We start from the raw sequence: 15083 nt of genomic DNA on the forward strand, positions 1-15083 counted from the left end.
AAATGACCACCAGCGGGCATTGCAACTTGTTCGCGCTGTGAGCCATGCAACACAAAAATTGGTTGCTAAAGGCAAACGAACGGTGATTGACTGGATGGTGAACGCTCATTCACCCCCCGAACTGAGGACAGTCGTGCCAGCGCATTTGCAAAGCACTAAAACCATCACCGCCCGTCGACCTACCTGGCTGATTGTCACCATCCTCTGCCTCTCCGGGACAGTCGTCTCCCTACAACAGACCCTGATGGTGCCACTGCTCCCCGACTTTCCCAAGATTCTGCACACCACCCCGGATGATGTCTCCTGGCTGGTTACCGCCACTCTGCTAACCGCTGCGGTGGCGACCCCCATCGTTTCCAAAATGGCTGATATGTACGGCAAACGACGGATGATGATCGTCGCCATGGTCACCATGGTGATTGGCTCGGTGATCTGCGCCGTCGGCGAATCCTTCGGCTGGCTCGTGGTGGGGCGCGCCTTTCAGGGTCTAGCTGCCTCGCTCATTCCGGTCGGAATCTCGATCCTGCGCGACGAGTTACCGAAGGAACGAGTGGCCTCGGCCGTCGCTCTGATGAGTGCGACGCTGGGCATCGGCAGCGCGCTGGGCTTGCCGCTTTCCGGCCTGATTTATCAGGGTCTCGGCTGGGAGGCGATTTTCTGGCTCAGCACTGCGGTCGGCGTGCTGATGATCATCGCCGTACTGAGCGTGGTACCGGAATCCGAACTGCGTACTCATGGCCGCTTCGACTACCTCGGTGCAGTGCTGCTCTCAATTGCCTTGACCGCACTGCTTCTCGCCATCTCCAAGGGTGGGCACTGGGGTTGGAGCAGCGAACCGGTGATCCTACTCTTTATTACCGCAGTGGTTTTCCTAGCCGCCTGGGTGCCCTATGAATTGAGGGTCAGCCAACCCATGGTCGATTTGCGCACCTCCTCGCGCCGCCCGGTGCTGCTGACCAACCTCGCCTCGCTGCTGGTTGGGTTCTCGATGTACGCCAATATGCTGGCCACCACTCAACAGTTACAGCTCCCCGAGATCAGCGGCTTTGGCTTCGGGCTAGCGGTGACCGTGGCCGGCCTGTGCATGGTGCCGTCAGGTTTGGCGATGGTTGCCTTCGCACCTATTTCAGCAGGATTAACGAAACGATTCGGCGCCAAGACCACCCTGATTGTCGGGGCCGCAGTGCTAGCGCTCTCTTATGTCGCGCGGGTTTTTCTTACCGGTCAGGTCTGGATGGTCATTCTGGGGGCCACTGCGGTCAGCGTAGGCACCGCGATCGCTTACGCGGCAATGCCGACCCTGATTATGCGCGCGGTACCGATTACCGAAACCGCTTCCGCCAATGGCCTCAATTCGCTGCTTCGAGCGGTCGGCACCTCGACCGCGAGCGCTGCCATTGCCGCCATTCTCACCGGTCTGGTGGCTCAACACGGTGAGCTAACCTTGCCGACGCTGAGCGCCTTCACCACGGTGTTCTGGGTAGCGGCAGTGGCCGCACTCGCGGCGATAGGAGTCGCCGTGTTCATCCCAGCTGCTCAGTCGGTGAGCACCGCCACCGGGGCGATCAAGCTAGTTCCCGGCGCCGAACAGCAGGACAAACGCCCCAGCACCGCCGCGCTGCCGAAGCTTGCCGCGGAACCGGAGTTACAGCTCGCCGACGACGAAATCGTGGTGCGTGGCACTGTGCTCAGTTCAGTTGGTAAGGCAGTCCGCAATGCCGTAGTCACCGCACTCGACTTGGATGGTGAGCCCGCAGACTGGTCTCGCGCGGACAATGAAGGCAGATACACCCTGGTGCTGCCCGGCGCGGGCCACTATTTGGTGATCTCCAGCGCTGACGGCTGGGCACCGTCGTCCGCAGTAGCTGATTTTGCCGCCGGGGAACGGGACCGCAAGATCTTGCTGAAAGAGCGCTTAGCGCTCAGCGGCACGGTCCGCTCTGCCGGGCAACCAGCCGCCCGAGCCTTGCTCACGCTGACCAAACCCACTGGAGAGTTCGTCTGCTCGGTACGTAGCGATCAGCAGGGCGGCTACCAGATGCCGTTGCCGCAAACCGGGCGGTACATTCTCAGTGGACTGGCAGAGGGTGCCACTGAGGCCTCAGCTCAACAGGTGTTCCTCAGTTCTCAGGCTTCGGTGCTGAACTTCGACGAGCTGCCCGCCGCCGAGTTGGTGCGCTCATGACCAGCCGGGAGGCGATTATCGCGGCCGCCCGGCAGCTCTTCGCCGAACAGGGCTATACCGCGGTGACCATTAAAGACATCGCCAGCAAGGCGGGTTACTCCCCGGCGATGGTGATGAAGGCAATGGGCAGCAAAGCGGAACTCTACGCAGCTGCCACCCCGCTCGCACCCAGCGACGAGGAACTGAGCACAGAACCCCTCGGTTTCCAGCTGGCCCGTCGTCTAGTGGAACGCCGGGAAACCGGTCAACCGGAGCCCTGGGCGATGGCACCGATCAGGGTGCATGATTCCCCCGATCGAGAGCTTGCTCGGGAAGAAACCCGCAATAAATACCTGGGCTGGCTGAGCGAGCGATTGGGGCCACAGCAGCAGAAAGCCGAACTAGTCATGGCGCTTTTGATCGGCTTTGGCAGTGGAATGCGCAGCATCGGGCTGTTTGCGGAGGTGCCGGCAGAGGAATTAATCCAGCGCTACGGCGCCATTTTGCAGCAAATTATTGACAGCTAAAGTCTGGCTAAAGCTCGACCGATCCTCGCCGGGCGAAGCTAGACTCAAGGAATCAGCGAAGCAACTCAAAGAACCCCGAAAGACTGGAGTCAGCATGCCCAGTGAGATCGCCGTCACCGGAGCAAGTGGCCAGATTGGCGGCTTAGTAGCCAAGCTGCTCGATCAGGCCGGACTGCCCGCTCGCCTGCTGCTCAGGCCGGGCAGAAATCTCGAGGGGCTGAAGCTGGCTTCGCGAAGAGAATTCCAGGGCTTCCACGACGTCCCGGCTGCCCGCAGCGCGCTGAGCGGGGTCGAAGTGCTGTTCATGGTCTCGGCCGCCGAAGCTCCAGACCGACTAGCCCAACACTTCAGCTTCCTGGATGCGGCCGCCGCGGCGGGGGTGCAACACATTGTCTACACCTCATTCATCGGAGCCTCGCCAACGTCGACTTTCACCCTCGCTCGTGACCATTGGGCGACCGAACAGCGAATCATTGCCAAGGGCTTCGATCACACCTTCTTGAGAGACAACTTCTACCTCGATCTATTGCCTCACTTCGCCGATCAGCACGGCGTGATCCGTGGCCCGGCGGCCGACGGCCGAGTGGCGGCGGTGGCTCGGGCAGATGTCTCCCGGAGTGCCGCGGCGATCTTGCTGGATCCTGCTAAGCATCTCAATACCAGTTACGATCTGACCGGCCCGGAGGCTCTGAGTTTGCCCGAGGTTGCCGCGGAGATCACCAGGCTGACCGGCAGGGCGACCAGCTTTCAGCACGAAACCGTCGCCGAGGCTTATGCTTCCCGGGCCGTTTTCAACGCCCCCGATTGGGAGCTCGATGCTTGGGTGAGCACCTATACCGCAATAGCGGCCGGTGAAATGGCCGCGCTTAGCCCCGCTGTCCGCGAGCTGACCGGTCGAGAGCCATTATCCCTAGGTGAACTCTTGAGCATTGAATCAGGGAAAGTTTGATTCCTCCAGCAGTCCCTGCAATAGTTCCTTCTTCTCCGGCAGTAGCCTGATCAACCGCTGCGCTGCCTCGTCGAAATAGGCCAGCGTGGTTTCGGCGATCACGCATTTGGTACCACTCACCGCATCGTAGATGGCATAGGCGACTGTGAAGCTTGCGCCTTTCACCGCACTGACCCAAATATCAACCCGGGCAGGTAAGTTCCGGTAATGCAATGGTGAAAGATATTTAATCCGATGCTCGACCACAAGCGCTTGGATGCCGCTGGGTAAATCAGCAAAAATCGGCAGCTCGACCTCCACACCGGGCAGCCCGGTGCCGGCTGGTGGTCCGAAAGCGTGCACTCGAGCCTCTTCTAAGATGCGCACGATCTCCACATTATTGATATGCCCGTAGGCATCCATATCACCCCAACGCATTGGGATCTGCAGACTAAGGCTCATCTGCCCAGCCTATGCCGAATCGGTGCTGCAGCGCCGCATCACGTTTTCGGCGGCTGCCTCTGGGCTGCCCTAAGCAATCGGCTCAGGCTATGCTCGGTGCATGAAAAAGCGCATCGGAACCACTGCAGGGCCGCTCATTTACGGGATCGTGCTACTCGCTCTCGGCCCGGCCGCTTTCGTCATTGGTGTGCTAGGCAGCATGAGCGCGAATACCTCAAGCTACTCCGGTGCCGCCGACGGTTGGCGTTTCTTGGCCCTACTCGGCGCACTCGCTGCCCTCGCTGGCGTGGGCTGCCTTTGCTACGGGGTCTGGAAAGCGGGCCGCAAGCTCGATGCGCTCTACACACAAGCCTTCGGCTCCGAGAGCGCTGACCAGAAAACCGAAGTGCCCGGACGGCCCGGAGCTGCGCAGGATGGAAGTAGTCAGCACGACGGCCCGGAAAATCCCGCTCGCTAAGACGAAGCTCGACGCCATTCCGCCAGCAGAATTTGCTGGCATTCCTGCGGATATAGTGGCAAGCTCGCCTCGTCGAACTCGCTGATCGGCAGCCAACCAGCAGCCTCACCGGTATCGCGAATTCGCAGTGGCTGGTCCAGCTCAGTCTCGCTGAGCTGGACGGATTCGATCATAAAAAGGTGCACGATCTCATGCCCCTGTCGCCCTTCATATTCGAATAAGTTCTCCAGCACCCCGATGGCCCGCACTGCCTCCAACTCGACTGCCAGCTCCTCGCGAAACTCGCGGCGCAGCGCCTGCTCAGCGCTTTCGCCGAACTCAATTCCACCGCCGACCGCCCGGCAAAACCTGCTGCCTCGGAGCCGATCTTCACCGAACGAGACCAGAACCCGATCCCCGCGCAGCATGAAGCCCAGTGCAATATTACGGATCTGTCGAGGTTGCGCCGACACCCGCTATTCCCCCGGCACGAAGAGTCGGCGAACCACAGCGCCCGAGGCAAGCGCGTCCAGGCCCTGATTGATCTCGCTGAGCGGCCTGGTATCGGTGTGCAAGAGCTCGATGGGCAATTCGCCTTGGCGCCACAGCTGCAGATACCTGGGTAGATCCCTTTCCGGCACCGCATCACCCAAATAGGAACCAAGCAGACGTTTACCCGCGCCGGCAAACTGCAAGGCCTGAACGGTGAGTTGCTGCTCGGGATTTGGCAGCCCGACCGAGACAACAGCGCCACCTCGGGTCAGTAGGGCCAGTCCAGCTTCGATCACACGAGCACTGCCCACCGCCTCGATTACCAGGTCCACGCCGTCGCCGCAGTGCTGGTTGACCAGCTCGGCCGCTTCCTCGGGCGCCACCGCATAATCCGCTCCGCAACGTACGGCCAGTTCGCGTTTAGCTGGCAGCGGGTCTACCGCAATCACTGTGGTTTCCGGAACGATGGCGGCCGCCATCACTGCCGCCAGCCCGACAGCACCCAGGCCGAAGACAGCAATCGACTGCCCGGCACTGAACTCACCGGTGTTGAGCACGGCTCCCATCCCGGTGAGGGCCGCACAGCCGAATAGCGCCGCCACCTCGGCTGGAACGTCCTCGGCCACCGGCACCACTGACTCCCTGGCGAGCACCGCGTATTCGGCGAAGGCCGATACCCCTAGGTGATGTTTAACTTCCTCACCGTGTTCGGTTTCCAAGATGGCTGGGCCGTGCAACAGATCACCGCTACCGTTGCTTTCCGCACCGCGATGGCACAGCGCCGGCCTGCCCGCCGCGCACGCCCGGCAAGAACCACAACTGGGCACGAAAACTGTGACCACGCGCTGGCCGACTTCCAGGTCATTCACGCCTTCGCCAAGGGCGGTGACTACACCGGCCGCCTCATGCCCCAAAGCCATTGGCAGTGGCCTGAGCCGGGACCCATTCACCACCGAGAGATCGGAGTGGCATAGGCTGGCCCGTTCAATCCTGACGACTAGCTCTCCAGCGCGCGGCGCGGCCAGCTTGAGTTCCTCAAGGGAAAGCGGCTGCGACTGCGCGTAGGGAGCGGTCAGCCCGGATTGACGCAGCACGGCTGCTCTCATCACAGTTCCTCCTTGGATCTTGTATTGCCAAGAATGCTACTCTGGCTAATAGCCAGTTCTTCTCAACCGCGCCTGACCGCCGGTTGTCAGGAACACGTCGATCCAGGAGTATGTGCGTGCGAAATGCAGCCATAGGGAGCGGGGTGCTGGCCTTCCAGGCCTGCTTCGCTGCGAGCTCCGCGTCGAGGAGCCACTGAGCTTTCGGTTGTTCAGTGCGCCGTCGACGCCTTTGAGCCCCCTCACTTAAACCGGCCATCTTGTGCTGCATAGCAGCCGGTCGGTGTGGCTTTCACAGACGAAGGATTCGACATGCAAAATCTTACTCAAGACCAAATTCGCCGCAGCTTCATCAATGCCTCGCGCAGCGAAGTCAAGGCAATCAACTTCCCGGCGGGGTTTGAGACCACCGACTGGGAGAACCTGGACTATCTGGGCTGGCGGGATCCCAAAATGCCGCAGCGCGGTTATCTGATTTATCCCGGCCAGGACGGCCCGGTTGGCCTGTTCCTGCGCGCCCCCGAGGGTGGCAGCGGGAAACTTCGCAAAGTGCTCTGCGACCTCTGCCGAGATGTGCGCTGTGAGGTGGTGGTTTATCTTTACGTCGCCCGTCGCACCGGACCGGCCGGGCGCAACGGCAATACCGTGGGCACGCTGATTTGCGCCGACTTCCACTGCTCGCGCAACGTCCGCTTTGAGGTTCCCAGCAAAGCCGAGCACCTGGACTGGCCCAGCATCCGGCAACGCCAGATCGATGGTCTGCGGGAACGCACCGAGCTATTCATTAGCCGGGTCCGCGGTTAGCGCCGCCGCCCTCTAAGACCGCTCAGGACCCACTCAGAGCACCGCCTTGAGGGAATCCACTGCTTGATGCAGTAATTCGCTCGTGGTGCCGAAATTGAGCCGGACATGATTCGCACCAATCTCGCCGCAAGCTCTGCCGTCTACAGTGGCGAGCTTCGCTTCGCGAAGCAGGTACGAAGCTGGACTCTCAGCGAGCTGAGCCAGCCGGTGCTCACGAAAATCCAGCCAGGCCAGGTAGGTGGCCTGCGGAGCGAAAGCCCGCAGGCCAGCGACCTCTTGCAAGGCGTTGAAGAGGTAGTCCCGGTTGGCCGCCAGTTGCTGAACTAAGGCGTTCAGCCAAGGGCTACCAGCACGGTAGGCAGTCTCCGAGGCGACCACGCCCAAGGGAGACACCAGGTGCTTCCTGACCTCCGGAATGGCGTCCCAGCGGACCCGGTCCGCCTCAGTGTGCACAATGGCCTGGGCGCAACACAGGCCGGGCAAGTTCCAGGCTTTCGAGGTGGACATCAGAGTCACCGAATGAGCCGCTGCGGTCTCGCTCAGCGAGGCATAGGGGATGTGCCGACCTTGATAGACCAGCGGGGCGTGGATTTCGTCGGAGACCACCCGGCCTTGGTGCCGGTCGACAATCTTGGCGATCTCGGTCAGCTCGGCCGCGTCAAAAGTCTTGCCCAGGGGGTTGTGCGGATTCGTCAGGATCAATGAGCCAGCGCCTTGGCGGAAAGCCTCTTCAAGCGCTTCCAGGTCAAGCTGCCAACGCTCGCCCTGGCGCAGCATCGGAACCTCGATGATCCGCCGACCCATCACCCCGATGAGTTCTGAGAAGGGCATATACGCTGGCACCGGGAGAACCACAGCGCTGCCCGGAGCACTGAAAGCATCAATCGCCAGCTCAACGCCGCGGATCACTTCTGGTAATACCCGCACCGCGGCTGGATCGAAGGCCCAGTCGTAGCGTTGCCGGCAGAACTCGGCGAGCGCTGCGGCGAGTTCCGGTTGGCTAGTGTTTACATAGCCGAACATCTCTCGGCCGATCGCTTCGCGCAGTGTTTCGGTGATCACCTCGGCGGTGGGGAAGTCCATCTCCGCCACCCACATGGGCTGCACCTCGGGTGGATAGGCATTCCATTTGATACCGCCCCGGGCCCGTAACGATGCCGCTGTTGGTGAAGAAAAATCAAAGCTCACGACGCCATCATACGGCGCTGGATCATACGGCTCTGGCCAACAGCTGGCAGTTGAACTAGCTGTAAGCTATTTAGCCGTCGGCAGCTTGCTGGTCCAGCCAAAGGGCGCTGGCTTACGGGCACCCGGCAAGGCCACCTCGGAGCGCCAGCCGTGGATCCATTCGGGCAACACCAGATCCGCCGGAGGTTCACCGATCACCTCGAAAAGTTCCTGATTGGTTACCGGCCTGCCACGCCCTACTAATCGCATCGCCATAAAGGCCCGGGCGTAAATCTCACCGTCTACCACCATGCACTGTTCAAAGTACATGGCCCGCTCATCAAAGCCGATGACCCGCGACTCCATGGTGTAGCGCTGCCACAGTTTGAGCGATTTCCGGAACGAAATCGTCTCCGCGCTCATCACCGGCGTCCAGCCCCGATCCCGCACCTTCTGCCACATCCCCGAGCGGATCATCAAATCAAAACGCCCCAGGTCCATCAACGAGAAGTACATTCCATTATTGATGTGCCCGGCAATGTCGATATCTGTCGGCCACGCCCGCATCTTCACCGAGGAATGTCCCCAGAGGCTCAGCGCAGAGCGACGCGCAGCAAGGAAAAGATGAAACAAGGTCCTGAGGAACAAGTGCATGAGGCTATGTTACTGAGGGGTAGCGAATTCGGCATAGCCTTCGCCACCCGGCTATCAATAAAGACTCATCTCAGCAGTCGGTCGGCCGCTGCAAAACCAGAGCTAACCGCCTATGCTCGAAACTATGGCTGAGCTCACATCATCTGATCCCAAGGAATCCGCCGAACCCGATGTCAGCGATGACTTCGTCACCCGGTCGCACGAACTCGGCTCGCTTCGTTACACCTCGACCGCTGGCCGCCTGGTGCTCCGCAAAGAGGAGAGTAAAGACGGCAAGAGCGAGGGCTTCAAAGCCAAGGCGGAAATCTTCGTCACCTCCTACGTCGCTGAATCCGCGGAAAATCGTCCAGTGGTTTTCGCTTTCAACGGCGGTCCAGGTTCAAGTTCGGTCTGGTTGCACATGGGGCTGCTCGGCCCGCGGCTGGTGGACTCGGGTGACGTCGGCGCCCTCACCCCGGCCCCCTATGGTCTGCTGGATAACCAGAACAGCATCCTGAAACACGCCGATCTGGTGATGATCGACCCGGTCAGCACCGGTTTCTCTCGGGTAGTCAAAGGTGGCAAGGACGACGAATTCCACGCTTTCGTCGAGGACCGCGACCTGGTCGCCGAGGTGATCAGGCTGTGGACCACCCGCAATAATCGTTGGCTTTCAGCGAAGTACCTGGTCGGCGAATCCTATGGCACGCTGCGCGCGGTGGCCGTCGCTGCCCGGCTTTTCGATGCCTACGGGATGGCAATCAATGGCTTGGGCTTGATCTCTACGGTGCTGAATATGTCCACCTTAGATTTTGCGCCCGGCTCCGATACCCCCTATGCCCTGCATGTGCCGACTTATGCCGCGATCGCGCATTTCCATGGCCGCCATCCCGGCCGCGAGCTCGCCGAAGTGGTGACCGAGGCGGAAGAATTCGCGGCTAAGGATTTCGGTTATGCACTCAGCCAGGGCAACCGACTCAGTGATACCGAGTACGACGAGGTGGTGCGGCGGCTTGCCGCCATCACCACACTGAGCGAAGGCTTCGTGCGGCGCAGCAATCTGCGCTGGGACTACTCGGAGTTCTCCGCCGAGTTGCTCCGCGAAGAGGGCCTTACGGTGGGCCGGATCGATGGCCGTTTCACTCAGAAGAACCTGCGTGGTCAGGCCTCCATTAACTGGGATGATCCCTCGCTGAACGCTATTAATGGCCCCTACGCAGCAGCGGTTAATCACTATATTCGCTCCGAGTTGGGGTACCAGAACGACCTGCCCTATGAGATCTTGACTGGCCGCGTGCAGCCGTGGAGCTACAAGACTTTCGAGGGCCGCCCGATCGAAGTCGCAGAGGATCTTGAGCGGCTGCTGAACTACAACGATAATCTTCGGGTGCACGTCGATTATGGCTATCATGACGGCGCCACTCCGCACTTCGCCGCCGAGTACGTCTGGGCACATCTGAATATTTCCGCTGAGGCACGCGAGCGCTTCAGCCACCACTATCATCAGGCTGGCCACATGATGTATTTGAACCCGCAGTGCCGAGAGGATCAGCTGAGCGCCTTAGCCGAATTCGTGCACGGCTAGCCGCCAGGCTAAATTACCAGGCAGGGCGCTCAGGCTGCCCACGCCTTCATGCGCGTTGCGATGCCGGAACTGGCGGGCGGATAACCTTGTTCTCCCTCGTCACCTTGCTGGACGCCGCTCCTGTCGTGTTAGTCGTAGCAGCTGTGATCGCTATCGTTGTAGTGCCGTGCGCCTGGAGGCTACCTCTGGATGTCAGTTAGCAAATGTGGAGCTGGCCTAAATTCACTTGCGCGTCGCCTTTAGCCAGGTTCTGATAGCCCATCGTTACATCTACACAACCGCCGCTGCCTGAGACCGTTTGCTGGCTGATGCCAGTGCTTTGGGTGGAGACTGCCAGCGCATAGTCATGCCTTCCGGTGCTATTTGTGTTCGTCAGGATGGCGGAGTACTCGTGCGGATAACCTGAGACATTCTCGATCGCTACCCACTTAGTCCCGCAGCGGGGTGAATAAACCACCTCAAGTTTTGACCCCTGCTGACCCCTAGGGAGGTCAAAGGTTTTGAGCGTCTGGGTCCCCTGAACGCAACTGCTTCCTTCTGGGTGACTTCCCTCCAGTGCTGAAGCACCGGCGACCTGACTGCTCAAGCAAAGTAAAACTACTGCCACGCTTAGTGAAGTTACCCCGACCTCGGTCTTGTTTAGCATTGTCTTCTCCTTCGTAGACTGTCGCACTTTTTCGCAACGCGACGGTGGTACGTTGCACCGTCGTATGTTGACGAAGTTGCCGAATCACCTCTGTTCCTTACATCCCTGAGCAAAAAACCAAAAATTCTTGCCTAGGCGTCGTTCTCTACGGTCGGAGAAGACACGCATTCGACATTGTGAAATTAATATAGTTTTCTCGGGCAACTAGTAAGCCCTCACATCAGAACACTTTTGCCCGATTGACACCCCTTCTCAAGATATCTATGCAGGCGTGTAAAGAACGATACGGGTCTGGAAACTTCGTAGTTATGAGAAGCGATGTGGTGAACGAAAGGGCAGACGCTGAGATGGAGCGAAATATACGTTTCCAGGGCCTGCACCAACAGTTTTCTGGACGCGTCTTGGCTTATATTCGTCGTCGGGTTAGCTCCGACGATACAGCCGAGGAACTCGTCGCGGATGTTTTCAGGATCGCGTGGCAGAAAATTGATGATCACGAAGAACCCGGAATCGGCTGGCTTCTCAGCATTGCTCGCAATGTGATCGGGAACGAATACCGGGGTCGAAAACGAGCCCAGCAACTCCAGCTACGACTTCAAGAAGTCCAAAGACTTCAACAACAAGACCACAATGCCGAGAATGAGCTGGTCGCAGCCGGATTACAATTTTTACGCGAAGCCGAGCGCGAGATCCTCATGCTCGCATACTGGGAAGACCTCAGCCTGGCCGAAATTGGCCTGATTCTCAAATGCAGCGAATCCGCTGCAGGAGTGCGGCTCCACCGCGCACGACGTGCTTTTGCGAGCGTTCTACCAAGAGCCGCAAAGAACCGGACAGGGAACTGAAATGGACAATATAGAAAAAATGCTTCGGCGAGCAAACCCCATCCAGGAAACGGATCGGGTGCTGTCCCGCCCGTCGGTTCAAAAAGACCTCAACGCAGCCGAAATTCTCTCTGTCGAGGAGCCGACGACACCAATTCGCCGGCCCAAACGGCACATCACAACCCTCGTCGCCGCGGCCTGCATTCTTCTGCTCTGCGCATTAGGCATCGGTATCGTGACCGGGCTGCCCAAACACGAAACCCAGCCAGCGCTTCCCTCACCGACAATCTCAGTCCAAACAACCCCGAGCATGACACCAGCTACTTCCGATCCAACAACTGGGCTGAGCTGCAGCATCACCAACATCAAACGATTCGATGAGCCCACCGACCCTTGGCAAGCTAATATGCGTACCTATCCAGGGGACTTCAAAGTCCTTGGCTGTGCTGGCGGCTGGATGGCTTTCGAATTCACCACAGCCGCCTACAAAAGATTAGAAAAACAAGGCGCCTACGCAGGCACCGCAGGGGCCCTCTTCCTCGCCCACTACGAGAACGGAACATACTCTTTCCAAGTCCGCTACACCCTCATGGGATGGGACACCCAGCCTAGCCATACCACCGCCGCCAAAATAGCGGACATGGAAGCCCAACTAGCCAACATCGGCATCCCAGCCTTCCTCCGAGAGCCACTAGTAGGAAACCCACCCCAGAACTGAGCACGAATCATTATCCGACATGCATCCATGAAGATAACTGTTTACATGATACACATATTGATATATGTTTATGACGTACACAGATCCGAAGGGAACCGTCATGAACATCTTGATCTCCGGCGCCAGTGTCGCCGGCCCAACCTTGGCCTTCTGGCTCCGTCGCTACGGCTTTCAGGTCACCGTAGTGGAACGCCATCCCGGCGGCCTACGACCCGGCGGCCAAGCAATTGACGTACGGGGCACCGCACTGACGGTGCTTGAGTTGATGGGCTTGCGCGATGCAGCCTATGCACAACGCACCGATATGCGCGGCATGACAATGATTGGCGCCGACGGCGAGGAGATCATGCGGAGCGAAGAACGGACTCTCACCGGAGGCCTGATCGACAGTCCGGACATTGAAATTCTGCGAGACGACCTTGCACAATTGATCACTGAGGCCACCGACGGTGTCGAATATATTTTTGGCGACTCAATCTCAGAACTCAGTGAGCACGCCGATGGGGTGACCGTCAGTTTTGAGAGCGGACTGCAGCGAGAATTCACCCTGGTCATTGGTGCCGACGGCCTGCATTCCCGGACCCGGGCGCTGGCCTTCGGTGCAGAGCAGGATTTTCTTCATTCGCTGGACACTCAGATCGGCATCTTCTCAATCCCCAATATTCTGCAACTCGATCATTGGCAGATTATCCGACAGGTCGGTCCGAGCGAGGATTCGGCGGGATCGATGTGCATCTTCTACTCGGCGCGGAACAATCAGGCGATCCGCGCCATGCTGGGCTACCGAGGTGAGCTACCCGCGGACTTCGACTACCGAGATGCCGCTCAGCAAAAAGCCCTGCTACGCGCCGAATTCGCCCGCGACGCCTGGCGGATTCCGGAGATTCTCGACGCGATGGACGCCGCTGAGGATTTTCACTTCGATCTGATGGCGCAAATAAAAATGGACAACTGGCACCGCGGACGGGTAGCCCTGGTCGGTGACGCCGCCTATAGCGCCTCGCCACTCTCCGGCCAGGGAACCTCGATCGCCCTAGTCGGCGCCTATGTGCTGGCCGGTGAACTGGCGCTCAGTCACGGTAGCCCGGACGCTTATCAGGCTTACCAGCAAGAGCTGCGGTCTTGGGTGCAGCAGAACCAGCAACTGGCCTTCTCAAACTCGGCCGCCTACCAAGATCCTTCGGAAGTCCAGGAGCCCTCGGAATTCCCCACTTCGAATGTGGCCGAAGTGGCCAAGGCATACCGGTTAAAGGACTACCCGGCGCTACTAGCTGCCGCTCAGCGGCTTATTGCACGCTCTTGATCTTCACCACGAAGACCGCCCCCAGCAGGCCGATCACCCCGGCCGCCAAGTAGAGCGCGAGGTAGCCACCGAGAAAGGCGACAAAGGGGAAGGCGATGAGCGGGGCGAGTACCTGGGGCAGTGAGCTGGCAATATTGATCACTCCCAGGTCCTTCCCCCGGCTCAATGCGGCGGGCAGCACCTGGGTCAAAAGCGCAAGGTCCACCGCGAGGTAGGCCCCGTACCCGATACCAAGAACCGCTGCGCCTAGGAGCGCCCCGGTCCAGGTGGGGGCCAGGGCGAGGATCAACGATGCCGCAGCAATAATGACTGAGGAAGCAATCACAAAGGGTTTCCGACGCTTCACCCGGTCGGACCAGATACCGCCGATGGCAGCAGTCACAATGGTCAGCACTGCGTAAATTCCAGTCAGGATCAGCACGCCGAAGGCCGGGTCGGGGTAGCGCACCTCGTCCTTGAGGAAAAACAGGAGGTAGAGGGTGCAAATATGGCTGCCTAACTGAACCAGGAATCTGGTCAGCCAAGCCCAGCCAAAGTCCGGGTACTTTACCGGATTGATCCAGAAGCCTGCCAGGAAGCCTCGCCAACTAAATGCTGGCTGATCTTGCTTGAGCAGGCGATGATCGGGGCCCCGCAGCACGTAGAGCAGCACACCCAGCAGCAAAGCCACCGCACAAATCAGATAGCCCAGTGCGAAGTTCGCTCCGGCGATGGCGCCAATTCCAGCCCCGACCAGAATGCCGACAACGGTTCCCATCGACACCAGGCCGCCGATCAGACCGCGTTGCACCACCGGTACCCGGTCCGGAATAGCGGCAGTGATAGCGGCCAGCGCACCATTACAACCGAGTTGCACCAAGCACCAAAGTAAAGTCATCGCCGCCACGCTGGGGGCCACGGTCAGGCTGAGCAGAGCAATGGTTCCGATTAGCGCGCCAATGAAAACCCAAGGGACACGACGGCCGAACCGCGAGGTGGTGCGATCCGAAAAGGTGCCGAAAAGCGGATTAGCAACCACTGAGACCATTGCGCCAGCCCCGGTCACCAGCGCCAGGATGGCCTCTTTCTGGTGTTCGTCAAAGGAAGCCGCCTGGGTACCCAGTAGCACCTGAATCGGACCGAAAAAAGCAGCGTTAATCCCGACATTGACCAAAATGACGGCCGCGGTCCAGCCCCGACGAACCTTAAGCACGGGCTCTGCGAGCGCCGCTGGCAGCTCAGCGAGATTGTCCGGATTAGCCTGCGACTGCGTCATCGGCTTGTCCCCCTGTTTTTCCTGTGTACTCTGCAA

At 59.6% G+C, this 15083-nt stretch carries 16 protein-coding genes; 9 read left to right on the plus strand and 7 right to left on the minus strand.

All coding sequences use genetic code 11. The annotated features are described in order from the left end of the window. Positions 1 to 133: 133 nt before the first annotated feature. From UM93_RS12130 to UM93_RS12140, 3 genes are all read left to right on the plus strand, one after another. Positions 134 to 2185 carry an MFS transporter gene (locus UM93_RS12130; protein WP_045077358.1) on the plus strand — a complete coding sequence of 684 codons (2052 nt, stop codon included), beginning with the start codon at positions 134 to 136 and terminating at the stop codon, positions 2183 to 2185. Then, positions 2182 to 2691, plus strand: a complete 510-nt coding sequence (locus UM93_RS12135; RefSeq protein WP_045075845.1) for a TetR/AcrR family transcriptional regulator — start codon at positions 2182 to 2184, stop codon at positions 2689 to 2691. Before UM93_RS12130 ends, UM93_RS12135 begins: the two co-directional genes overlap by 4 nt. A gap of 94 nt (positions 2692 to 2785) precedes the next feature. Continuing rightward, positions 2786 to 3640, plus strand: coding sequence for an SDR family oxidoreductase (locus tag UM93_RS12140; RefSeq protein ID WP_045077360.1), 855 nt, complete (start codon positions 2786 to 2788; stop codon positions 3638 to 3640). Here the strand turns inward: UM93_RS12140 and UM93_RS12145 are convergent. Further along, positions 3626 to 4081 carry an acyl-CoA thioesterase gene (locus UM93_RS12145; protein ID WP_045075846.1) on the minus strand — a complete coding sequence of 152 codons (456 nt, stop codon included), beginning with the start codon at positions 4079 to 4081 and terminating at the stop codon, positions 3626 to 3628. The genes UM93_RS12140 and UM93_RS12145 overlap by 15 nt on opposite strands. Before the next feature lie 100 nt (positions 4082 to 4181). Here UM93_RS12145 and UM93_RS12150 point away from each other — a divergent pair, with 100 nt between their 5' ends. Beyond that, positions 4182 to 4538: a hypothetical protein gene (locus tag UM93_RS12150; protein WP_045075847.1), complete on the plus strand. Its 357-nt coding sequence runs from the start codon at positions 4182 to 4184 to the stop codon at positions 4536 to 4538. Here UM93_RS12150 and UM93_RS12155 read toward each other — a convergent pair. Next, complete coding sequence (locus UM93_RS12155; RefSeq protein ID WP_052663773.1) at positions 4535 to 4990, minus strand: NUDIX hydrolase; 456 nt, start codon at positions 4988 to 4990, stop codon at positions 4535 to 4537. The two genes, UM93_RS12150 and UM93_RS12155, sit on opposite strands and share 4 nt — an antisense overlap. A gap of 3 nt (positions 4991 to 4993) precedes the next feature. After that, entirely contained in the window at positions 4994 to 6115 is a 1122-nt protein-coding gene (locus UM93_RS12160) for an alcohol dehydrogenase catalytic domain-containing protein (RefSeq protein ID WP_045075848.1), read from the minus strand. A gap of 309 nt (positions 6116 to 6424) precedes the next feature. Here UM93_RS12160 and UM93_RS12165 point away from each other — a divergent pair, with 309 nt between their 5' ends. After that, the gene (locus tag UM93_RS12165; protein ID WP_045075849.1) at positions 6425 to 6916 is read left to right on the plus strand and encodes an FBP domain-containing protein; all 492 of its coding nucleotides are present in this window, start codon (positions 6425 to 6427) and stop codon (positions 6914 to 6916) included. Between the two features lie 33 nt (positions 6917 to 6949). Here the strand turns inward: UM93_RS12165 and UM93_RS12170 are convergent, their stop codons facing one another. Together UM93_RS12170 and UM93_RS12175 are read right to left on the minus strand one after the other, a co-directional pair. Further along, positions 6950 to 8104, minus strand: a complete 1155-nt coding sequence (locus UM93_RS12170; RefSeq protein ID WP_045075850.1) for a MalY/PatB family protein — start codon at positions 8102 to 8104, stop codon at positions 6950 to 6952. Between the two features lie 66 nt (positions 8105 to 8170). Then, the gene (locus UM93_RS12175; protein ID WP_045075851.1) at positions 8171 to 8737 is read right to left on the minus strand and encodes an acyl-CoA thioesterase; all 567 of its coding nucleotides are present in this window, start codon (positions 8735 to 8737) and stop codon (positions 8171 to 8173) included. Between the two features lie 124 nt (positions 8738 to 8861). Between UM93_RS12175 and UM93_RS12180 the strand changes: the two genes are divergently transcribed. After that, positions 8862 to 10301: a S10 family peptidase gene (locus tag UM93_RS12180; RefSeq protein WP_157874139.1), complete on the plus strand. Its 1440-nt coding sequence runs from the start codon at positions 8862 to 8864 to the stop codon at positions 10299 to 10301. Positions 10302 to 10497: 196 nt separating this feature from the next. Here UM93_RS12180 and UM93_RS12185 read toward each other — a convergent pair whose 3' ends face one another. After that, a complete protein-coding gene (locus UM93_RS12185; RefSeq protein ID WP_045075853.1) occupies positions 10498 to 10947 on the minus strand; it encodes a DUF2690 domain-containing protein in 450 nt (149 codons plus the stop codon). Between the two features lie 308 nt (positions 10948 to 11255). On the opposite strand from UM93_RS12185, the gene UM93_RS12190 reads away from it, so the two are divergent. From UM93_RS12190 to UM93_RS12200, 3 genes are all read left to right on the plus strand, one after another. Next, positions 11256 to 11792, plus strand: a complete 537-nt coding sequence (locus UM93_RS12190) for an RNA polymerase sigma factor (protein ID WP_234399303.1) — start codon at positions 11256 to 11258, stop codon at positions 11790 to 11792. A gap of 1 nt (position 11793) precedes the next feature. Continuing rightward, positions 11794 to 12489, plus strand: coding sequence for a hypothetical protein (locus UM93_RS12195; protein ID WP_045075854.1), 696 nt, complete (start codon positions 11794 to 11796; stop codon positions 12487 to 12489). A gap of 100 nt (positions 12490 to 12589) precedes the next feature. Then, positions 12590 to 13792: an FAD-dependent monooxygenase gene (locus tag UM93_RS12200; RefSeq protein ID WP_045075855.1), complete on the plus strand. Its 1203-nt coding sequence runs from the start codon at positions 12590 to 12592 to the stop codon at positions 13790 to 13792. Here the strand turns inward: UM93_RS12200 and UM93_RS12205 are convergent. Then, a complete protein-coding gene (locus UM93_RS12205; RefSeq protein ID WP_045075856.1) occupies positions 13776 to 15047 on the minus strand; it encodes an MFS transporter in 1272 nt (423 codons plus the stop codon). The two genes, UM93_RS12200 and UM93_RS12205, sit on opposite strands and share 17 nt — an antisense overlap. Positions 15048 to 15083 lie beyond the last annotated feature (36 nt).

The sequence above is a fragment of the Psychromicrobium lacuslunae genome, assembly GCF_000950575.1.
Classification (GTDB): domain Bacteria; phylum Actinomycetota; class Actinomycetes; order Actinomycetales; family Micrococcaceae; genus Renibacterium; species Renibacterium lacuslunae.